Origin of the sequence: Bradyrhizobium sp. WBAH42 (assembly GCF_024585265.1) — a bacterium.
Classification (GTDB): Bacteria; Pseudomonadota; Alphaproteobacteria; order Rhizobiales; family Xanthobacteraceae; genus Bradyrhizobium.
Map to the genome: position 1 here is coordinate 2,693,406 of NZ_CP036533.1, position 13,618 is coordinate 2,707,023.

A 13,618-nucleotide genomic window follows, 5' to 3' on the forward strand; every position below is an offset into this window, starting at 1 on the left:
TGGAACGACTACTGCGCCGCGGCTTCCCGCTTGCGCGATGCCGCCGCGGCGGCGTGCTCGCGGTCCATCACGGCGCGGCAGCCGGGGCTGACATGGGCCTTGTTCCGGACCATGCAGGCGGTGATGCGCGGGATGTCGGGAATCTCGCTGGAGCACAGCCGCATCGCGTCACCCGAGCACATCTGCTGGGCTTGTTGCGAGAAGGCGAGACTGGGTGATGTCTGGAGTACGAAGGTAGTGGCGAAGGCGAAGAGAGAGGTGATGGTCTGATAGCGCGTCATGAAGGTTGCGTCCCCGAGTTCCGTGGGTTGAGCCACTTGGTTTTGGGGCGCCGCACGCGGCTTGATCTGCCGCATGTCACAGCCTTCACGCCGGGAGCTTCAATCCCGCATGTGGTCGCTCGATTTCGTGATGCTCGAATCGAAAGTGCTGCGCCGCCCGAGCGAAGTATGCGCCAATGTCACGCGCCCGCAATGGCCGGCACAAAGGAATTCGCAATTGTTGCACGCCAGTCACTCGTGCGCGATCAGATCAGCCAGCCTACGACGCCCGTGCCTGTTCCGCATCGCTCGCGCCGAGCGACGCGGCGTGTTCCTCGACGGCGGTGACGCCCTTGGGCGTCAGCTCGAACAGATCGCCGTCCTTCATCACGTAGCCGTCGGCGATCAATTGCCCCATCTTGCCCTGCCGGTCGTCGGCGAAGGCGACGGACTGGCTGATGTCCCGCAGGATCGAGAGCTCTTCGTCGTGCAACATGGCTTCGCGCTCCATTCGCGGGGATGGGTTCGTCCTCACATGCCGTGGCTCTGAAACACCTTGCTGCAGGGCTTCGACAGCTTGGCCCGATTGGCTTGCAGGCAGCTCTGCACCGCGCCGTCATTGCCGAGGTCCTTGCGGCAGAAGCGCTGGGCATCGCGCGAGCAGGCCTGCTGCTCCTGCGGCGTGCCCATATGGCCTTGGGCGAACGTGGGTGACGTCGACAGCCCGCTGAGGGCCGCCAGCGCGATCGTCGCCAGGAGAATCTTGCGGGCCATCGGCGGCTCCAGTCTGTCAGGGGTTGAATTCAGGTCCAGCATGAACTCATCGCCTTGCCACTTGTTCCCCTTATGGCGCCCGGCGCCCGCTGTTCAAGGTTCCCGCTGCGCTGCTATAACGCCGGCAAAGTGTGAGGTGCTTGATGAAACGCTATCTGGTGTTTGCGCTGGTCGGCCCGTTCGTCGGCGGGTTCCTGCTGCTGCTGACGACGACCTACCAGTCCGGCTATTGGGCGCAGACCAATCTCGCCGAGGTCGGAAAGCTTTTCGCGGTGTTCTTCAAGACTCTGCAATACAGCTACCTGTTCGGCTTCCTCCCCTCGCTGATGATCGGCGCGGTCGACGACATCCTGCTCCACATCCGCCGGATCGGTCCCGGCTTGCGGATGCTCCTGGTCGGCCTGTTCGCCTTCGTCCTGGCCTCGCTCACCTACAGCTCGCGCGGGCCGGATTCGGGCGCGGTGCAGTTCATCCTGTACGGGCTCGTGGGTTTCGTGCCGGCGGTGATTTCGTCCTGGCTCGTGCATCGCTATGTCGAGGAGCCGCAAGCCGCGCCGGCGCCGACCTGACGCGCGGCAGCAACCTCCGCCGCGCTGGCGCGTTCACTCGAGGCCATGGGCATGCCCGACGACGACATCCTCGCTCCGCGCAAATCCCGTTCCGGGAGCAGCTCGCGTGCGCGCTTCTCGCGCGACGAGGCCCGCGGGCCGATCATCGACCAGGAAGGCCACGAGATCAGGCCCGAAAGGCTGGAGCAGGGATTTCGCGAGTTCCGCTTCGAGTTCGGTCAAGGCGGCCCGTTCGGCAATCTGACCCGCGAGCAGCGGATCGCACGGCTCGAGGCGATCGCCAAGCTGCTCGACGTCGCCTTCATCCTGCCCGGCACCAACATCCGCTACGGCATCGACGGGCTGATCGGCCTGATCCCCGTCGTCGGCGACATCATCACCACCGCGATCTCGCTGTGGCTGGTGCGCGAGGCCCGCGCGCTGGGCGCGCCCTGGCACATCACGGCGCGCATGCTCGGCAATGTCGCGGTCGACGGCGTGGTCGGCCTCGTCCCGTTCGCGGGCGACGCCTTCGACGTCATGTTCCGCGCCAACATGCGCAACGTCCGCCTCTTGCGCCGCTGGCTGGAAAAGCAGCCGCGGATGTAGTCTGGCTGAGAGCGCTCGCCGCGAGTCCGACTGGTCGACAATGCGCCGGATCTCCCAGAGTCGTCATTGCGAGCGCAGCGAAGCAATCCAGAATCTCTCCGCGGAGGGACTCTGGATTCCTTCGCTGCGCGCGCAATGACGGCCGGACAGCCCAAAAACACAAAAGGCGCGACGACCTTTCGGCCATCGCGCCTTCTGCGCACATCGAACTTTGTTGCGAAAGCTTACGCCGCGTCGGCGTCGGTCTCCGCGGCCGGCTTGGGCCGGCGGGGCAGCGGGAAGGCATCGCTCTCGTACAGCGAGCGGATGCCGTTCTGGTCGAAGCGCGCTTCCTCGACCTGGAGATAGGCGCCGTTCAGCGAGTCCGTCGGCAACTGCTCCATCGCGAACTGCACGGCCTCGGCCGCCGTGCCGAACCGGCGATAGGTGAAGCCCGCGCGCTTCTTCTTGCGGATGGCGGCGGGGAAGAGCTCGGCGGAGGTGTTGAAGTTGAACGGACGCAGTGGACGCATGGTCAAAGACCTCGTGATCTTCTCTGGGGCTTTAAGCGCGTGGGGTTGGGGAGGGCAGGGGCCGCAATCGAGCGGGCCCGCCACATGTCATTGTCGCCCTCTAATATCCCTCTAATATAGGCCGATTTGACAAAAATGCGACCCCCGCGATGCGAGATGATGAATCCGCGCATGGCAGCTCCGCTGACCAATAAAATCTTTATATTTCAATAACTTATATGGTTTAAACTTTGCCAAGAAGCAGCAGCACGACCAGGATGACCAGCACGACCCCGCCGATCCCCATGCCGGAATGACCAAGGCCATAGCCGTAGCCGCCGAACCGTCCGGACAGGCCGCCGACGAGATAGATGATCACCAGGATGATCAGGATGGTCCCAAGCGTCATGGCATCCTCCCTGGCGGCCGCCGAATGCGATCATCGGCCGCACCGCCAGAGCAGAAAAGCACATCGCGCCGCCGGGTTCCACGGGGGAACCCGGCGGCGCGCCGCGTTATTTGGGCTCGAGCTTCAGCGCCGCGGAATTGATGCAGTAGCGCAGGCCGGTCGGCCCGGGGCCGTCGGGGAAGACGTGGCCGAGATGGCCACTGCATTTGGAGCAGAGCACCTCGGTGCGGATCATGCCGTGGCTGGTGTCCCGCTCCTCGTCGATGTGGCTCTCGGCCGCCGGCTGGGTGAAGCTCGGCCAGCCGCAGCCGGAATCGAACTTGGCATCCGACTCGAACAGCACGTTGCCGCAGCCGGCACAGACATAGGTGCCGACACGGTGCTCGTGCTCATATTCGCCCGAGAAGGGACGCTCGGTCGCCTTCTCGCGCAGCACGGCGTATTGCATCGGCGATAGCTCGCGCCGCCACTGCTCTTCGCTCTTGATGACCTTGTCCTCGGTCGCTTTCGTCTTGGTGTCGGGCATGGGTCTCCCGTTGCTTTGGTGATCTTTCGATCAGTTGGTGGCCTTGCCGGCATTCACCAGCGTCGGCTTCTCAATGTAGTTATCCGCGAACAGCTTTTTCAGGTTCTCGACCTTCGGGATGTCGTTATAGGCGATGTAAGGCTGGTTCGGGTGCAGCGTCAGATAGTCCTGGTGATAGGCCTCCGCCGGATAGAACGCCTCCAGCGCGCCGATCTTGGTCACGATCGGCTTGTTGAACACCTTCGCGCCGTTGAGCTGGGCGACATAGGCCTCCGCCACCTTCTTCTGCTCGTCCGACGTGGTGAAGATGGCCGAGCGATATTGCGGGCCAACGTCGGGGCCCTGGCGGTTGAGCTGGGTCGGGTCGTGCACCACCGAGAAGTAGATCTGGAGGATCTTGCCGTAGGAGATCTTCTTCGGGTCGTACTTGATCTCGACCGATTCCGCATGGCCGGTGCGGCCGCTCGACACCGCCTGGTAGTCTGCGGTCGCCTTGGTGCCGCCGGCATAGCCGGACACCGCGTTGACTACGCCGGCCGTGTGCTGGAAGACGCCTTGCACGCCCCAGAAGCAGCCGCCGGCGAGCACGGCGGTCTGGATGCCGCTTGCGGGCGAAGCGTCCAATGCGGGAGCTGGGATCACGACCGCCTCCTCCGCGGCCCGGGACGGCATCAAGAAAGCCAGCGTCACGGCGGTGGTTGCGGCGAGCAGGGTGGCGAGGGCGGTTCGGCGCATGGCAATCCTCTTTCGGCAATCCTCTTTTGGGAGGTCTGACAGTCTAGGGTGGACGGGACCGGGCGAACAGCCTGCCCCGCCGCGTTTTCGCATCATCCGAGATACGGGCCGAGCCGCCGATTGTTACGCCGGGGCGGACACGAGACCGTGAGGACGCGCAGGGGTGACGCGGCAACCGGCCCGCTTGGCGGGGTGCGGAACTCCGCGCTAGATGAACCGGCGCGATCGACGATCGACCAAATGGTGGCTGGAGCTGGCCTGACAACATGCTGCGCGTCGTATTCCTGATCCTCGCCGTCCTCGCCGCCGGCACTTGCAGTGCCGCGGCCGATCCCCAACCCGGCGACGATCTCGCTTTGTGCCGCGACCGTCAGGCCGAGCTGCAGGCCCGCGCCACGGTTTGCGAGAACCTGCTGAACGCCGATCGTCTCACCGGCAAGGACAAGGCGATCGCCCTGTCCGTGCGCGGCAATATCCTGCTCAACAAGCGCGACCATGTCCACGCGATCGAGACGCTGTCCATGGCCATCGACCTCGATCCGGACAACGTCGTCGCGCTCAACCTGCGCGGCCTCGCCTATGAGCGCAGCGGACAGGAGGATCTCGCGATGGCCGACTACAACCTCGCGCTCCAGAAGCGCCCGGCCTATGGCGTTCCCTACAACAACCGCGGCGTCATCCACGCGCGCCGCGGCGCGCTGCAGAGCGCGATCGACGATTTCAGCCTGTCGATCAAGTACACGCCCAAATTCCTGCTCGCCTGGACCAATCGCGCCCGCGCGCGCACGCTGATGAAGGATTTCGACGGCGCCATCGCCGATTTCGCCGAGGCCGAGAAGATTGATGCGGCCGCGCCGCAGATCGCCGGCAATCGCTGCGTCACCTACGGCATGATGGGCAAGTTCGACCGCGCCCTGGCCGATTGCAACGGCCTGATCGAGAAGCAGCCCAGGAACGTGTTCGCGATCAACAACCGCGCTGACGTCAACATGATGAAGGGCGATCTCGACGCCGCGCTGAAGGATTACAACACGGCCATCCAGATCAACCCGAACAACGTCCGCGCCCATGCCGGCCGCGGCCAGATCTACGAGCGGCGGAAGGATCTCGCGCAGGCCCGCGCCGATTATCGCGCCGCGGCCTATTCGCTGACGAGGTTCGACGACACCGAGGTTGCGCGCGCCCGCGCCATCGCGCAGGAGCGGCTCGCCGCCCTGTCGCCGAAAGAAGCGGCGGGCGCGACGACCGGCCGTCGCGTCGCGCTTGTGATCGGCAACGGCGCCTACAAGAACGCCCACCCGCTGCCCAATCCGCCGCGCGATTCGAAGCTGATCGCGGGCGTGCTGCGCGACCTCGGCTTTCAGACCGTGCTCGACACCAAGGACCTCACCCGCGATACGTTCTTTCAGACCCTGAAGGCCTTCGCCGAGGAAGCGGAAAAAGCCGATTGGGCCGTGGTCTATTATGCCGGCCATGGTTTTGAGATCGGCGGGGTAAACTATCTCGTTCCGGTCGACGCCAGGCTCACCGCCGACAAGGACGCCGAGACCGAGGCCGTCGCGCTCGAGCAGGTGATCGCTGCGGTCGGCGCCGCGCGGAAAGTCCGCCTCGTTGTCCTCGATGCCTGCCGCGACAATCCGTTCGCGCCGGCCATGCAACGCACCCTGTCGCTGAAGCTGGTGGAGAAGGGCTTTTCCAACATCGAGCCCGGTGCCGGCTTCATGGTGGTCTACGCCGCCAAGCACGGCGAGACCGCGATGGACGGCGACGGTGCCGCCAACAGCCCGTTCGCCACCGCGCTCGCCCGCGAGATCAAGCAGCCGCGCGTCGAGATCCGAAAATTGTTCGACATCGTCCGCGACGACGTCTGGGCCGCGACCAAGCACGGGCAGCAGCCGTTCACATATGGGTCGCCGCCAGGCCGCGAGGATTTTTACTTCGTCGCGGGGAAGTGAGGGGAATACTCGCGCCACATCTGCGGTGCCGTAGGGTGGGCAAAGGCGCAACGCGCCGTGCCCACGATCTCTCTCCTCAAGCAATAGTGCGTGGGCACGCTGCGCTTTGCCCACCCTACGGCAGCGGACTCTAGACGACGATGCTCAACCGCTTCGCCGCTCGCGTGATCCCCGTGTACAGCCACCGTGCCCGCGAATCCTGGAACGCAAAGCTCTCGTCGAACAGCACGACATCGTCCCATTGCGAGCCCTGCGACTTGTGCACGGTCAGCACGTAGCCGTAGTCGAACTCGTCATAGGGCTTGCGCTGCTCCCAGGCGATCTGCTCGACGCCGCCCTCGAAGCAATCGGCGCGCACCGAGACCTTGGTCACCTTGTGGCCGAAATCCTCGTCCGGCGATAGCCGCATCGAGAGGATGCGCGATTTCGAGCGCGAGGTGTTGCGCGACTTGACGCGCCACAGGCCGCCGTTGAACAGGCCCTTCTTGCGGTTGTTGCGCAGGCACACCAGCTTGTCGCCGGCGACCGGAAACGGATCCTCGATGTTCTGGCGCTGGCGCACCCGCATGTTGTAGGCGCGGCGCGTGTTGTTGCGGCCGACCAGGATCTGGTCGGCGCCCATGACGCGATCGGGGTCGAGCTCCTTCCGCGACACCACTTCGCTCTCGCCGTAGCGGCCGATGTCGAGCTCGCGGCCCTCGCGCACGTCCATCGACATCCGCACGATCGGGTCGTCTTGGGCCTGGCGATGCACCTCGGTCAGCATCGCGTCGGGTGTGGTGTTGGTGAAGAAGCCGCCGCCCTGGATCGGCGGCAGCTGCGCGGGATCGCCCAGCACGAGGAGAGGACAGTCGAACGACATCAGGTCGCGACCCAGTTCGGCATCGACCATCGAGCATTCGTCGATCACGATCAGCTTCGCTTTCGAGGCCGGCGCATCGTCCCACAACTCGAAGCTCGGCTGCTCCTCGCCGGATTCGCGGGCGCGGTAGATCAGCGAATGGATGGTGGAGGCGCCGTCGCAGCCCTTGTTGCGCATGACGAGGGCCGCCTTGCCGGTGAAGGCGGCGAACTTCACCTCGCCGTCGACGCCCTCGGCGATGTGCCGCGCCAGCGTGGTCTTGCCGGTGCCGGCGAAGCCGAACAGGCGGAACACCGGCGGCGTGCCGCCCCGTCCCGGCCTGGCCTTGAGCCAGTCGCCGACGGCTTTGAGCGCAGCATCCTGATGCGGGGTGAAAGTGGCCATGTCTGTCTTGAGGGAGCGGCGAATGAGGCGATTCGCCTTCCCCCAAAACTAACCATTCGGCCCGCCCGTTCAAGCGTAGGGAGGCCGTTCCCCGCGGCCCATCCTTCGAGACGCCCGCCTTTGGCGGGCCCTCAGGATGAGGGCGGAGTGTGTGGCAGCAGTTTCGGCAGGCGAAGATGCCGCTCAGCCTCATCCTGAGGAGACCGCTGAAAGCGGTCGTCTCGAAGGACGAGGCGCTTGCTCAGGCCTCGCCAAGCCCTACTGCCAGCCGGGAACGCCGCGCATGTCGGGCAGCTGGTGGGCGATGCCCTTGTGGCAGTCGATGCAGGTCTTTTCCTTGGTGAACAGGAAGCGCTGGTGCGCCACCGAGGCCCGCGGCGACTGCTTGGTGATGTCCATGGAATCGGCGCTGTGGCAGTTGCGGCATTCCAGGGAATCATTGGCCTTGAAGCGCGCCCATTCATGCGCGGCGAGCTCGAGCCGGTGATCCCTAAATTTCTCTCTCGTGTCGATCGTGCCGAAGATCTTGCCCCAGACCTCCTTGGAGGCCTGCATCTTGCGCGCGATCTTGTCGGTCCAGTTGTGCGGCACGTGGCAGTCCGGGCAGGTCGCGCGCACGCCGGAGCGGTTGGAGAAGTGGATGGTCGACTTCAGCTCCGCGTAGACGTTGTCCTTCATCTCGTGGCAGCCGGTGCAGAATTTTTCGGTGTTGGTGATTTCCAGCGCGGTGTTGAAGCCGCCCCAGAAGATCACGCCGGCGACGAAACCGGCCAGCACCAGGGTGCCGAGGGCGAACACCGAGCTCGGCCGGGTCAGCACCTGCCAGAGCTCGAGCAGAAATGCCCAGCTGCGCGCGATGAAGCCGCGCTTGGCCTTCAGCTCCGCATTGGGCTCGTCAGCAGTCGTCGTCATCGCCGGCCACCCGGACTTGCACGCGACAGCAGCGTGTCGATGTCGGTGAAATCGTTGCTGACCGGCGGATTGGCGGTGTTCTGCGGCACGTGGCATTCGGTGCAGAAAAAGCGGCGCGGCGAGACCGAGGCCAGGAACTGGCCGTCGCGATCCATGAAGTGCGTGATCGAGACCATCGGCGCCTGCGACTCGGCGGTGCGCGCCCGCGCGTGGCAGGACAGGCATTTGTTGCCGTTGAGGTCGACCTGATAGCCGTCGATATTGTGCGGGATGACGGGCGGCTGCTCCGGATAGTTGCGCACCTCCTTCTCGGAGGTGTTGCGGTTCGGCAGCATCGGCGGCGCCGGGCCCTCGTCGTTGAGCGGGGTCGGGCCGCGCAGGCCGGAGGTCACGGTCTGCGCCGTCAGCGAGCCCGTGCCCGCTGCGATCGCGAAGGCGAGCAGGATGATTGCGGATCGTTTCATCATGACATGTTCACCCGCTCGATGCGCACGGCGCATTTCTTGAAATCGGTCTGCAGCGAGATCGGATCGGTGGCGTCGAGTGTCACCTTGTTGATCAGCTTGGATTCGTCGAACCACGGCACGAACACGAGGCCGCGCGGCGGCCGGTCGCGGCCACGCGTCTCGAGGCGGGCGCGGATGAAGCCGCGGCGGGAGACCACCTTCACCTCGTCGCCGCGTCGCAGCTTCATGTCCTGCGCATCGTCCGGATGCATGAAGCAGACGGCTTCGGGAAAGGCCTTGAACAGCTCGGGCACGCGGCGCGTCATGGTGCCGGAATGCCAGTGCTCCAGCACGCGGCCGGTCGAGAGCCAGTAGGGATATTCGTTGTCGGGCGATTCCGCCGCCGGCTCGTAGGGCAGCGCGAAGATGCGGGCCTTGCCGTCGGGATAGCCGTAGAACTGCACGTTGGTGCCCTGCTTGACGTAGGGGTCGCTGCCTTCGCGGAAGCGCCACTTCGTCTCCTGGCCGTTGACGACGGGCCAGCGCAGGCCGCGCTCCCTGTGATAGGTGTCGAATGGCGCGAGGTCGTGGCCGTGGCCGCGGCCGAACTGGGCATATTCCTCGAACAGTCCCTTCTGCACGTAGAAGCCGAACGCCTTGGCTTCCTCGTTGGCGTAGCCTTGTTCGACCTCCGTCACGGGGAATTTGTCGACCAGGCCGTTCTTGTAGAGGACGTCGAACAGCGTCTTGCCGCGATATTCCGGCTTCTTGGCGATCAGCTCCGCGGGCCAGACCTCCTCGATCTTGAAGCGTTTTGAAAATTCCATGAGCTGCCAGAGATCGGATTTGGCTTCGCCCGGCGCGGTGACGAGCTGGTGCCAGAACTGCGTGCGCCGCTCGGCATTGCCGTAGGCGCCTTCCTTCTCCACCCACATCGCGGTCGGCAGGATCAGATCGGCGGCGAGCGCCGTCACGGTCGGATAGGCATCCGAGACCACGATGAAATTGTCGGGGTTGCGGAAGCCCGGATAGGTCTCTTCGTTGACGTTGGGGCCGGCCTGAAGGTTGTTGTTGACCTGGACCCAATAGGCGTTGATCAGGCCGTCCTTCAGCATCCGGCTTTGCAGCACGGCGTGGGCGCCGGGCTTGTCCGGAATGGTGCCTTCCGGCAGCTGCCAGATGTGTTCGGCGTGGTCGCGATGCGCCTTGTTGGTCACCACCATGTCGGCGGGCAGGCGGTGCGAGAAGGTGCCGACCTCGCGCGCGGTGCCGCAGGCTGAGGGCTGGCCCGTCAGCGAGAACGGGCTGTTGCCGGGCGCGGAGATCTTTCCGGTCAGAAGATGGATGTTGTAGACGAGGTTGTTGCACCAGACGCCGCGGGTGTGCTGGTTGAAGCCCATGGTCCAGAACGAGACCACCTTCGTCTTCGGATCGGCATAGAGCTCGGCCAGTGCTTCGAGCCGGTTCAGCGGCACGCCCGACATCTGCGCCGCCTTCTCCAGCGTATACTCCGAGACGAACTTGACGAACTCGTCATAGCTCATGTCGGTGGAGTCGTTGGCCTTGGCGGCGCCCGTCGCCTTCTTCTGCAGCGGGTGTTCCGGCCGCAATCCGTAGCCGATGTCGGTCTGGCCGCGCTTGAACACGGTATGCGCGGCGACGAAATCCTTGTTGACGCGACCGGTCTTGATGATGTGGTTGGCGATGGCGTTGAGGATGTAGAGGTCGGTCTGCGGCACGAACACCATGCCGATGTCGGCAAGGTCGAACGAGCGGTGCTCGAAGGTGGAGAGCACGGCGACGCGGACATGCGGCGCGGACAGCCGGCGGTCGGCGACGCGCGTCCACAGGATCGGGTGCATCTCCGCCATGTTGGAGCCCCACAGCACGAAGGCGTCGGTGGCCTCGATGTCGTCATAGCAGCCGGCCGGCTCGTCGATGCCGAAGGTGCGCATCATGCCGGCGACCGCCGAGGCCATGCAGTGCCGCGCATTGGGGTCGATGTTGTTGGTTCGGAAGCCGGCCTTGAACAGCTTTGACGCCGCATAGCCCTCCCAGATCGTCCACTGGCCGGAGCCGAACATGGCGACGCCGTTCGGCCCGCGCTTCTTGATCGCCTCCTTCCACTTCAGCTCCATGATGTCGAAGGCTTCGGTCCAGGACACCGGCGTGAAGTCGCCGTTCTTGTCGTACTTGCCATTGGTCTTACGCAGCATCGGCTGCGTCAGGCGGTCGTGGCCGTACATGATCTTGGAGAGGAAGTAGCCCTTGACGCAGTTGAGGCCGCGATTGACCTCGGCCTTGATGTCGCCGTGGGTGGCGACGACGCGGTTGTCCTTGGTCGCGACCATCACCGAGCAGCCGGTACCGCAGAAGCGGCAGGCGGCCTTGTCCCATTTCAATTCGCTCACCTCCCGCTCGGCGGCGAGGTTGGCGGCGAGCGCCGGTGCGGGAAGGCCGGCGGCAGCCGCGGCGATCGCGGCGGCTTCGAGCTTGAGCATCTGGCGGCGGTCGAGCTTCGGCGATGTCATGATGGCTCTCCGGCCCTTAAGTCGTTTCGATGGCATGGAACACCAGCGCCGCGGAATAGACGTGCTGCAGCGACTGGATGGTGTTGAGCATGGTGCCGAGGCTGCCGGCATCCGGCGCTTCGGCGACGACGACGAGCTTTCCGCGCGCGTCGCGGGCATGGATCTCGCAGCCGGGAAGCGCTGCGATCTCCGCTTCCAGTTCGGCAAGGCGCTCGGGCCGCGCCTGCACGATGATGCTGGCGATCTCGGCGCCCGGCGGCGTCACGATGCGGTCGGCGGCGAGCGCGCGGCCGGTGATCAGGGCGCGGCGGTTGAGCTTGGCGCTTTTGAATGTGGCTTGGGCCATGATGCCTGTCTTTCGCTTTGAGCGGATCAATGCGGGGAAGGTGGCGGGCCCGGAGGGCCGGCGAACATCTGGTAGATCCAGACGCCGAGCCCATAGGAGCCGACCGTCCCGACCGCGAGGACGGGCATCACGATCGCGGTCAGGAACAGGAACGCAAAAATCTCCATGCGCTTACGGCGCACGCGCGACGTCGTGTCGTCAGGGGCCGACATATTCGGTCTCTTCGGGATGGGATGGGAATCGGGACGGCATCCGGGCCGTTGCCTTGCTGCACTTCTGATGCATCCGGGCCGCCACGGCGTTGATCTGGATCAACCTGCCGCTTGCGCGGATGTCGCAGCGCCCGGGGCAAGACGAGCCCCGCCCCGCAGGCCGGGCGACGAAATCATTCTCCCGCGCAGCGGAATTGCCACTGCGTAGACAGCTTCGCCTCACCCATTAAGATGAGCTCAACAAGAACAAGCGGGAGAGAGCAACGCCATGAAGTTCGGCATCTTCTACGAGCTGCAGCTGCCGCGGCCCTGGGTGGCCGGCGACGAGCTCGCCCTCTATCAGAATGCGCTCTCGCAGATGGAGCTCGCCGACAGGCTCGGCTACGACCATGCCTGGGTGGTCGAGCATCACTTCCTCGAGGAATATTCGCACTCGCCCTCGCCGGAATCGTTCCTGGCTGCGGCAAGCCAGCGCACCAAGAACATCCGGCTCGGCCACGGCATCCTCCAGCTCACCACCAATCATCCGGCGCGCGTCGCCGAGCGTGTCGCGGTGCTGGATCTGCTCTCGAACGGCCGCTGTGAGTTCGGCATGGGCGAGAGTGCCTCGATCACCGAGCTGGAGCCGTTCGGCCGTGACATGGAGACCAAGAAGGAGGTGTTCGAGGAGGCGGTCGCGGCGATCTTCCCGATGTTCAAGGACGCCGGCAGCGAGCATCACGGTAGATATTTCGACATCCCCTTGCGCAATGTGGTGCCGAAGCCGGTGCAGAAGCCACACCCGCCGCTATGGATGGCCTGCTCGCAGCTGCCGACCATCGAGCGCGCCGGCCGCCACGGTTTCGGCGCGCTCGGCTTCCAGTTCGTCAGCGCCGATGCCGCGCACGCCTGGGTGCACGCCTATTACAACGCCATCACCAAGCGTCTGCACAGGCTCGCCGACTACGAGATCAATCCCAACATGGCGCTGGTCTCGTTCTTCATGTGCGCCAAGACGGACGAGGAGGCGCGTGCGCGCGCCGACGGCGCCACCTTCTTCCAGTTCGCGCTGCGTTTCTACGGCGCCGCGCAGAACCGCCAGCGTCCCGCGCCCTACACCGTCAACATGTGGGACGAGTACAACAAGTGGAAGCGCGACAATCCGCAAGCCCAGGAGGCGGCGCTGCGCGGCGGCCTGATCGGCTCGCCCGAGACGATCCGGAAGAAGCTGAAGCGCTTCCAATCCTCGCATATCGACCAGGTCATCCTGCTCAACCAGGCCGGCAAGAACAGCCACGAGCACATCTGCGAATCGCTCGAGCTGTTCGGCCGCGAGGTGATGCCGGAGTTCCAGGACGATCCGGCGCAGGCGGCTTGGAAGCAGGGCGTGATGAGGGGCGAGATCGAGCTGGAAGAGATCGACACCGAGGCCTTTACGGACCGCTATGGCAAGCTGGCGATCAACGTGGCACCCGCGAAGGCGGCGGCGGGGTAGCGTGTAAGCAACGACAGGCCCTGCTTCCTGGCGCTGCTGCGGCAGCTGCCCGAGCCGGGGTGCAGTCTCCTTGAGACGAAGAAAGCGAAGGGGCTGCGGTCAATGGCGCCCCTTCGCCCGCTGGGATTTGGGCAGGTCTCATCG

Annotated in this window: 17 protein-coding genes; 4 read left to right on the top strand and 13 right to left on the bottom strand. The window is 65.0% G+C overall.

Features of this window, described 5'->3' with window-relative positions; translation table 11 throughout:
- Positions 1-8 precede the first annotated feature (8 nt).
- The 3 genes from DCG74_RS12565 to DCG74_RS12575 all read right to left on the bottom strand — a co-directional run bounded on the left by DCG74_RS12565 (position 9) and on the right by DCG74_RS12575 (position 1,034).
- On the bottom strand, positions 9-281 hold the full coding sequence (locus DCG74_RS12565) for a hypothetical protein (RefSeq protein ID WP_246570588.1): 273 nt from the start codon (positions 279-281) through the stop codon (positions 9-11).
- 259 nt (positions 282-540) lie between these two features.
- Complete coding sequence (locus tag DCG74_RS12570) at positions 541-756, bottom strand: hypothetical protein (RefSeq protein ID WP_172784697.1); 216 nt, start codon at positions 754-756, stop codon at positions 541-543.
- A gap of 35 nt (positions 757-791) precedes the next feature.
- Positions 792-1,034, bottom strand: a complete 243-nt coding sequence (locus DCG74_RS12575) for a cysteine rich repeat-containing protein (protein ID WP_172784696.1) — start codon at positions 1,032-1,034, stop codon at positions 792-794.
- Between the two features lie 143 nt (positions 1,035-1,177).
- Between DCG74_RS12575 and DCG74_RS12580 the strand changes: the two genes are divergently transcribed.
- Positions 1,178-1,603, top strand: coding sequence for a DUF5413 family protein (locus tag DCG74_RS12580; protein ID WP_172784695.1), 426 nt, complete (start codon positions 1,178-1,180; stop codon positions 1,601-1,603).
- Between the two features lie 45 nt (positions 1,604-1,648).
- A complete protein-coding gene (locus tag DCG74_RS12585) occupies positions 1,649-2,191 on the top strand; it encodes a DUF4112 domain-containing protein (RefSeq protein WP_172784694.1) in 543 nt (180 codons plus the stop codon).
- A 224-nt stretch (positions 2,192-2,415) separates the two neighbouring features.
- Here DCG74_RS12585 and DCG74_RS12590 read toward each other — a convergent pair whose 3' ends face one another.
- From DCG74_RS12590 to msrA, 4 genes are all read right to left on the bottom strand, one after another.
- Positions 2,416-2,703 carry a hypothetical protein gene (locus DCG74_RS12590; protein ID WP_172784693.1) on the bottom strand — a complete coding sequence of 96 codons (288 nt, stop codon included), beginning with the start codon at positions 2,701-2,703 and terminating at the stop codon, positions 2,416-2,418.
- A gap of 223 nt (positions 2,704-2,926) precedes the next feature.
- The gene (locus DCG74_RS12595) at positions 2,927-3,091 is read right to left on the bottom strand and encodes a DUF3309 family protein (protein WP_172784692.1); all 165 of its coding nucleotides are present in this window, start codon (positions 3,089-3,091) and stop codon (positions 2,927-2,929) included.
- A 106-nt stretch (positions 3,092-3,197) separates the two neighbouring features.
- Entirely contained in the window at positions 3,198-3,617 is a 420-nt protein-coding gene (gene msrB / locus DCG74_RS12600) for a peptide-methionine (R)-S-oxide reductase MsrB (RefSeq protein WP_172784691.1), read from the bottom strand.
- A gap of 30 nt (positions 3,618-3,647) precedes the next feature.
- On the bottom strand, positions 3,648-4,352 hold the full coding sequence (gene msrA, locus DCG74_RS12605; protein ID WP_172784690.1) for a peptide-methionine (S)-S-oxide reductase MsrA: 705 nt from the start codon (positions 4,350-4,352) through the stop codon (positions 3,648-3,650).
- Between the two features lie 266 nt (positions 4,353-4,618).
- Between msrA and DCG74_RS12610 the strand changes: the two genes are divergently transcribed.
- A complete protein-coding gene (locus DCG74_RS12610) occupies positions 4,619-6,307 on the top strand; it encodes a caspase family protein (RefSeq protein ID WP_172784689.1) in 1,689 nt (562 codons plus the stop codon).
- A 130-nt stretch (positions 6,308-6,437) separates the two neighbouring features.
- On the opposite strand, the gene DCG74_RS12615 is transcribed toward DCG74_RS12610, so the two are convergent.
- The 6 genes from DCG74_RS12615 to napE all read right to left on the bottom strand — a co-directional run bounded on the left by DCG74_RS12615 (position 6,438) and on the right by napE (position 12,000).
- On the bottom strand, positions 6,438-7,553 hold the full coding sequence (locus tag DCG74_RS12615; protein ID WP_172784688.1) for an ATP-dependent RecD-like DNA helicase: 1,116 nt from the start codon (positions 7,551-7,553) through the stop codon (positions 6,438-6,440).
- Between the two features lie 258 nt (positions 7,554-7,811).
- The gene (locus DCG74_RS12620) at positions 7,812-8,465 is read right to left on the bottom strand and encodes a NapC/NirT family cytochrome c (protein ID WP_172784687.1); all 654 of its coding nucleotides are present in this window, start codon (positions 8,463-8,465) and stop codon (positions 7,812-7,814) included.
- Complete coding sequence (locus DCG74_RS12625) at positions 8,462-8,932, bottom strand: nitrate reductase cytochrome c-type subunit (protein ID WP_172784686.1); 471 nt, start codon at positions 8,930-8,932, stop codon at positions 8,462-8,464. The genes DCG74_RS12620 and DCG74_RS12625 overlap by 4 nt, the downstream gene beginning before the upstream one ends.
- Positions 8,929-11,442, bottom strand: a complete 2,514-nt coding sequence (gene napA / locus DCG74_RS12630; protein WP_172784685.1) for a nitrate reductase catalytic subunit NapA — start codon at positions 11,440-11,442, stop codon at positions 8,929-8,931. The genes DCG74_RS12625 and napA overlap by 4 nt, the downstream gene beginning before the upstream one ends.
- A gap of 16 nt (positions 11,443-11,458) precedes the next feature.
- The gene (locus DCG74_RS12635) at positions 11,459-11,788 is read right to left on the bottom strand and encodes a chaperone NapD (protein ID WP_172784684.1); all 330 of its coding nucleotides are present in this window, start codon (positions 11,786-11,788) and stop codon (positions 11,459-11,461) included.
- Positions 11,789-11,814: 26 nt separating this feature from the next.
- A complete protein-coding gene (napE, locus tag DCG74_RS12640; RefSeq protein ID WP_018318384.1) occupies positions 11,815-12,000 on the bottom strand; it encodes a periplasmic nitrate reductase, NapE protein in 186 nt (61 codons plus the stop codon).
- Positions 12,001-12,268: 268 nt separating this feature from the next.
- On the opposite strand from napE, the gene DCG74_RS12645 reads away from it, so the two are divergent.
- Complete coding sequence (locus DCG74_RS12645) at positions 12,269-13,474, top strand: LLM class flavin-dependent oxidoreductase (protein WP_172784683.1); 1,206 nt, start codon at positions 12,269-12,271, stop codon at positions 13,472-13,474.
- The last annotated feature ends 144 nt before the right edge of the window (positions 13,475-13,618 follow it).

Bases quoted from the DNA above. Each gene is read 5' to 3' on its own strand.
- DCG74_RS12565 (WP_246570588.1), bottom strand. From the start codon at position 281: ATGACGCGCTATCAGACCATCACCTCTCTCTTCGCCTTCGCCACTACC.
- DCG74_RS12570 (WP_172784697.1), bottom strand. From the start codon at position 756: ATGTTGCACGACGAAGAGCTCTCGATCCTGCGGGACATCAGCCAGTCC.
- DCG74_RS12575 (WP_172784696.1), bottom strand. From the start codon at position 1,034: ATGGCCCGCAAGATTCTCCTGGCGACGATCGCGCTGGCGGCCCTCAGC.
- DCG74_RS12580 (WP_172784695.1), top strand. From the start codon at position 1,178: ATGAAACGCTATCTGGTGTTTGCGCTGGTCGGCCCGTTCGTCGGCGGG.
- DCG74_RS12585 (WP_172784694.1), top strand. From the start codon at position 1,649: ATGGGCATGCCCGACGACGACATCCTCGCTCCGCGCAAATCCCGTTCC.
- DCG74_RS12590 (WP_172784693.1), bottom strand. From the start codon at position 2,703: ATGCGTCCACTGCGTCCGTTCAACTTCAACACCTCCGCCGAGCTCTTC.
- DCG74_RS12595 (WP_172784692.1), bottom strand. From the start codon at position 3,091: ATGACGCTTGGGACCATCCTGATCATCCTGGTGATCATCTATCTCGTC.
- msrB (WP_172784691.1), bottom strand. From the start codon at position 3,617: ATGCCCGACACCAAGACGAAAGCGACCGAGGACAAGGTCATCAAGAGC.
- msrA (WP_172784690.1), bottom strand. From the start codon at position 4,352: ATGCGCCGAACCGCCCTCGCCACCCTGCTCGCCGCAACCACCGCCGTG.
- DCG74_RS12610 (WP_172784689.1), top strand. From the start codon at position 4,619: ATGCTGCGCGTCGTATTCCTGATCCTCGCCGTCCTCGCCGCCGGCACT.
- DCG74_RS12615 (WP_172784688.1), bottom strand. From the start codon at position 7,553: ATGGCCACTTTCACCCCGCATCAGGATGCTGCGCTCAAAGCCGTCGGC.
- DCG74_RS12620 (WP_172784687.1), bottom strand. From the start codon at position 8,465: ATGACGACGACTGCTGACGAGCCCAATGCGGAGCTGAAGGCCAAGCGC.
- DCG74_RS12625 (WP_172784686.1), bottom strand. From the start codon at position 8,932: ATGATGAAACGATCCGCAATCATCCTGCTCGCCTTCGCGATCGCAGCG.
- napA (WP_172784685.1), bottom strand. From the start codon at position 11,442: ATGACATCGCCGAAGCTCGACCGCCGCCAGATGCTCAAGCTCGAAGCC.
- DCG74_RS12635 (WP_172784684.1), bottom strand. From the start codon at position 11,788: ATGGCCCAAGCCACATTCAAAAGCGCCAAGCTCAACCGCCGCGCCCTG.
- napE (WP_018318384.1), bottom strand. From the start codon at position 12,000: ATGTCGGCCCCTGACGACACGACGTCGCGCGTGCGCCGTAAGCGCATG.
- DCG74_RS12645 (WP_172784683.1), top strand. From the start codon at position 12,269: ATGAAGTTCGGCATCTTCTACGAGCTGCAGCTGCCGCGGCCCTGGGTG.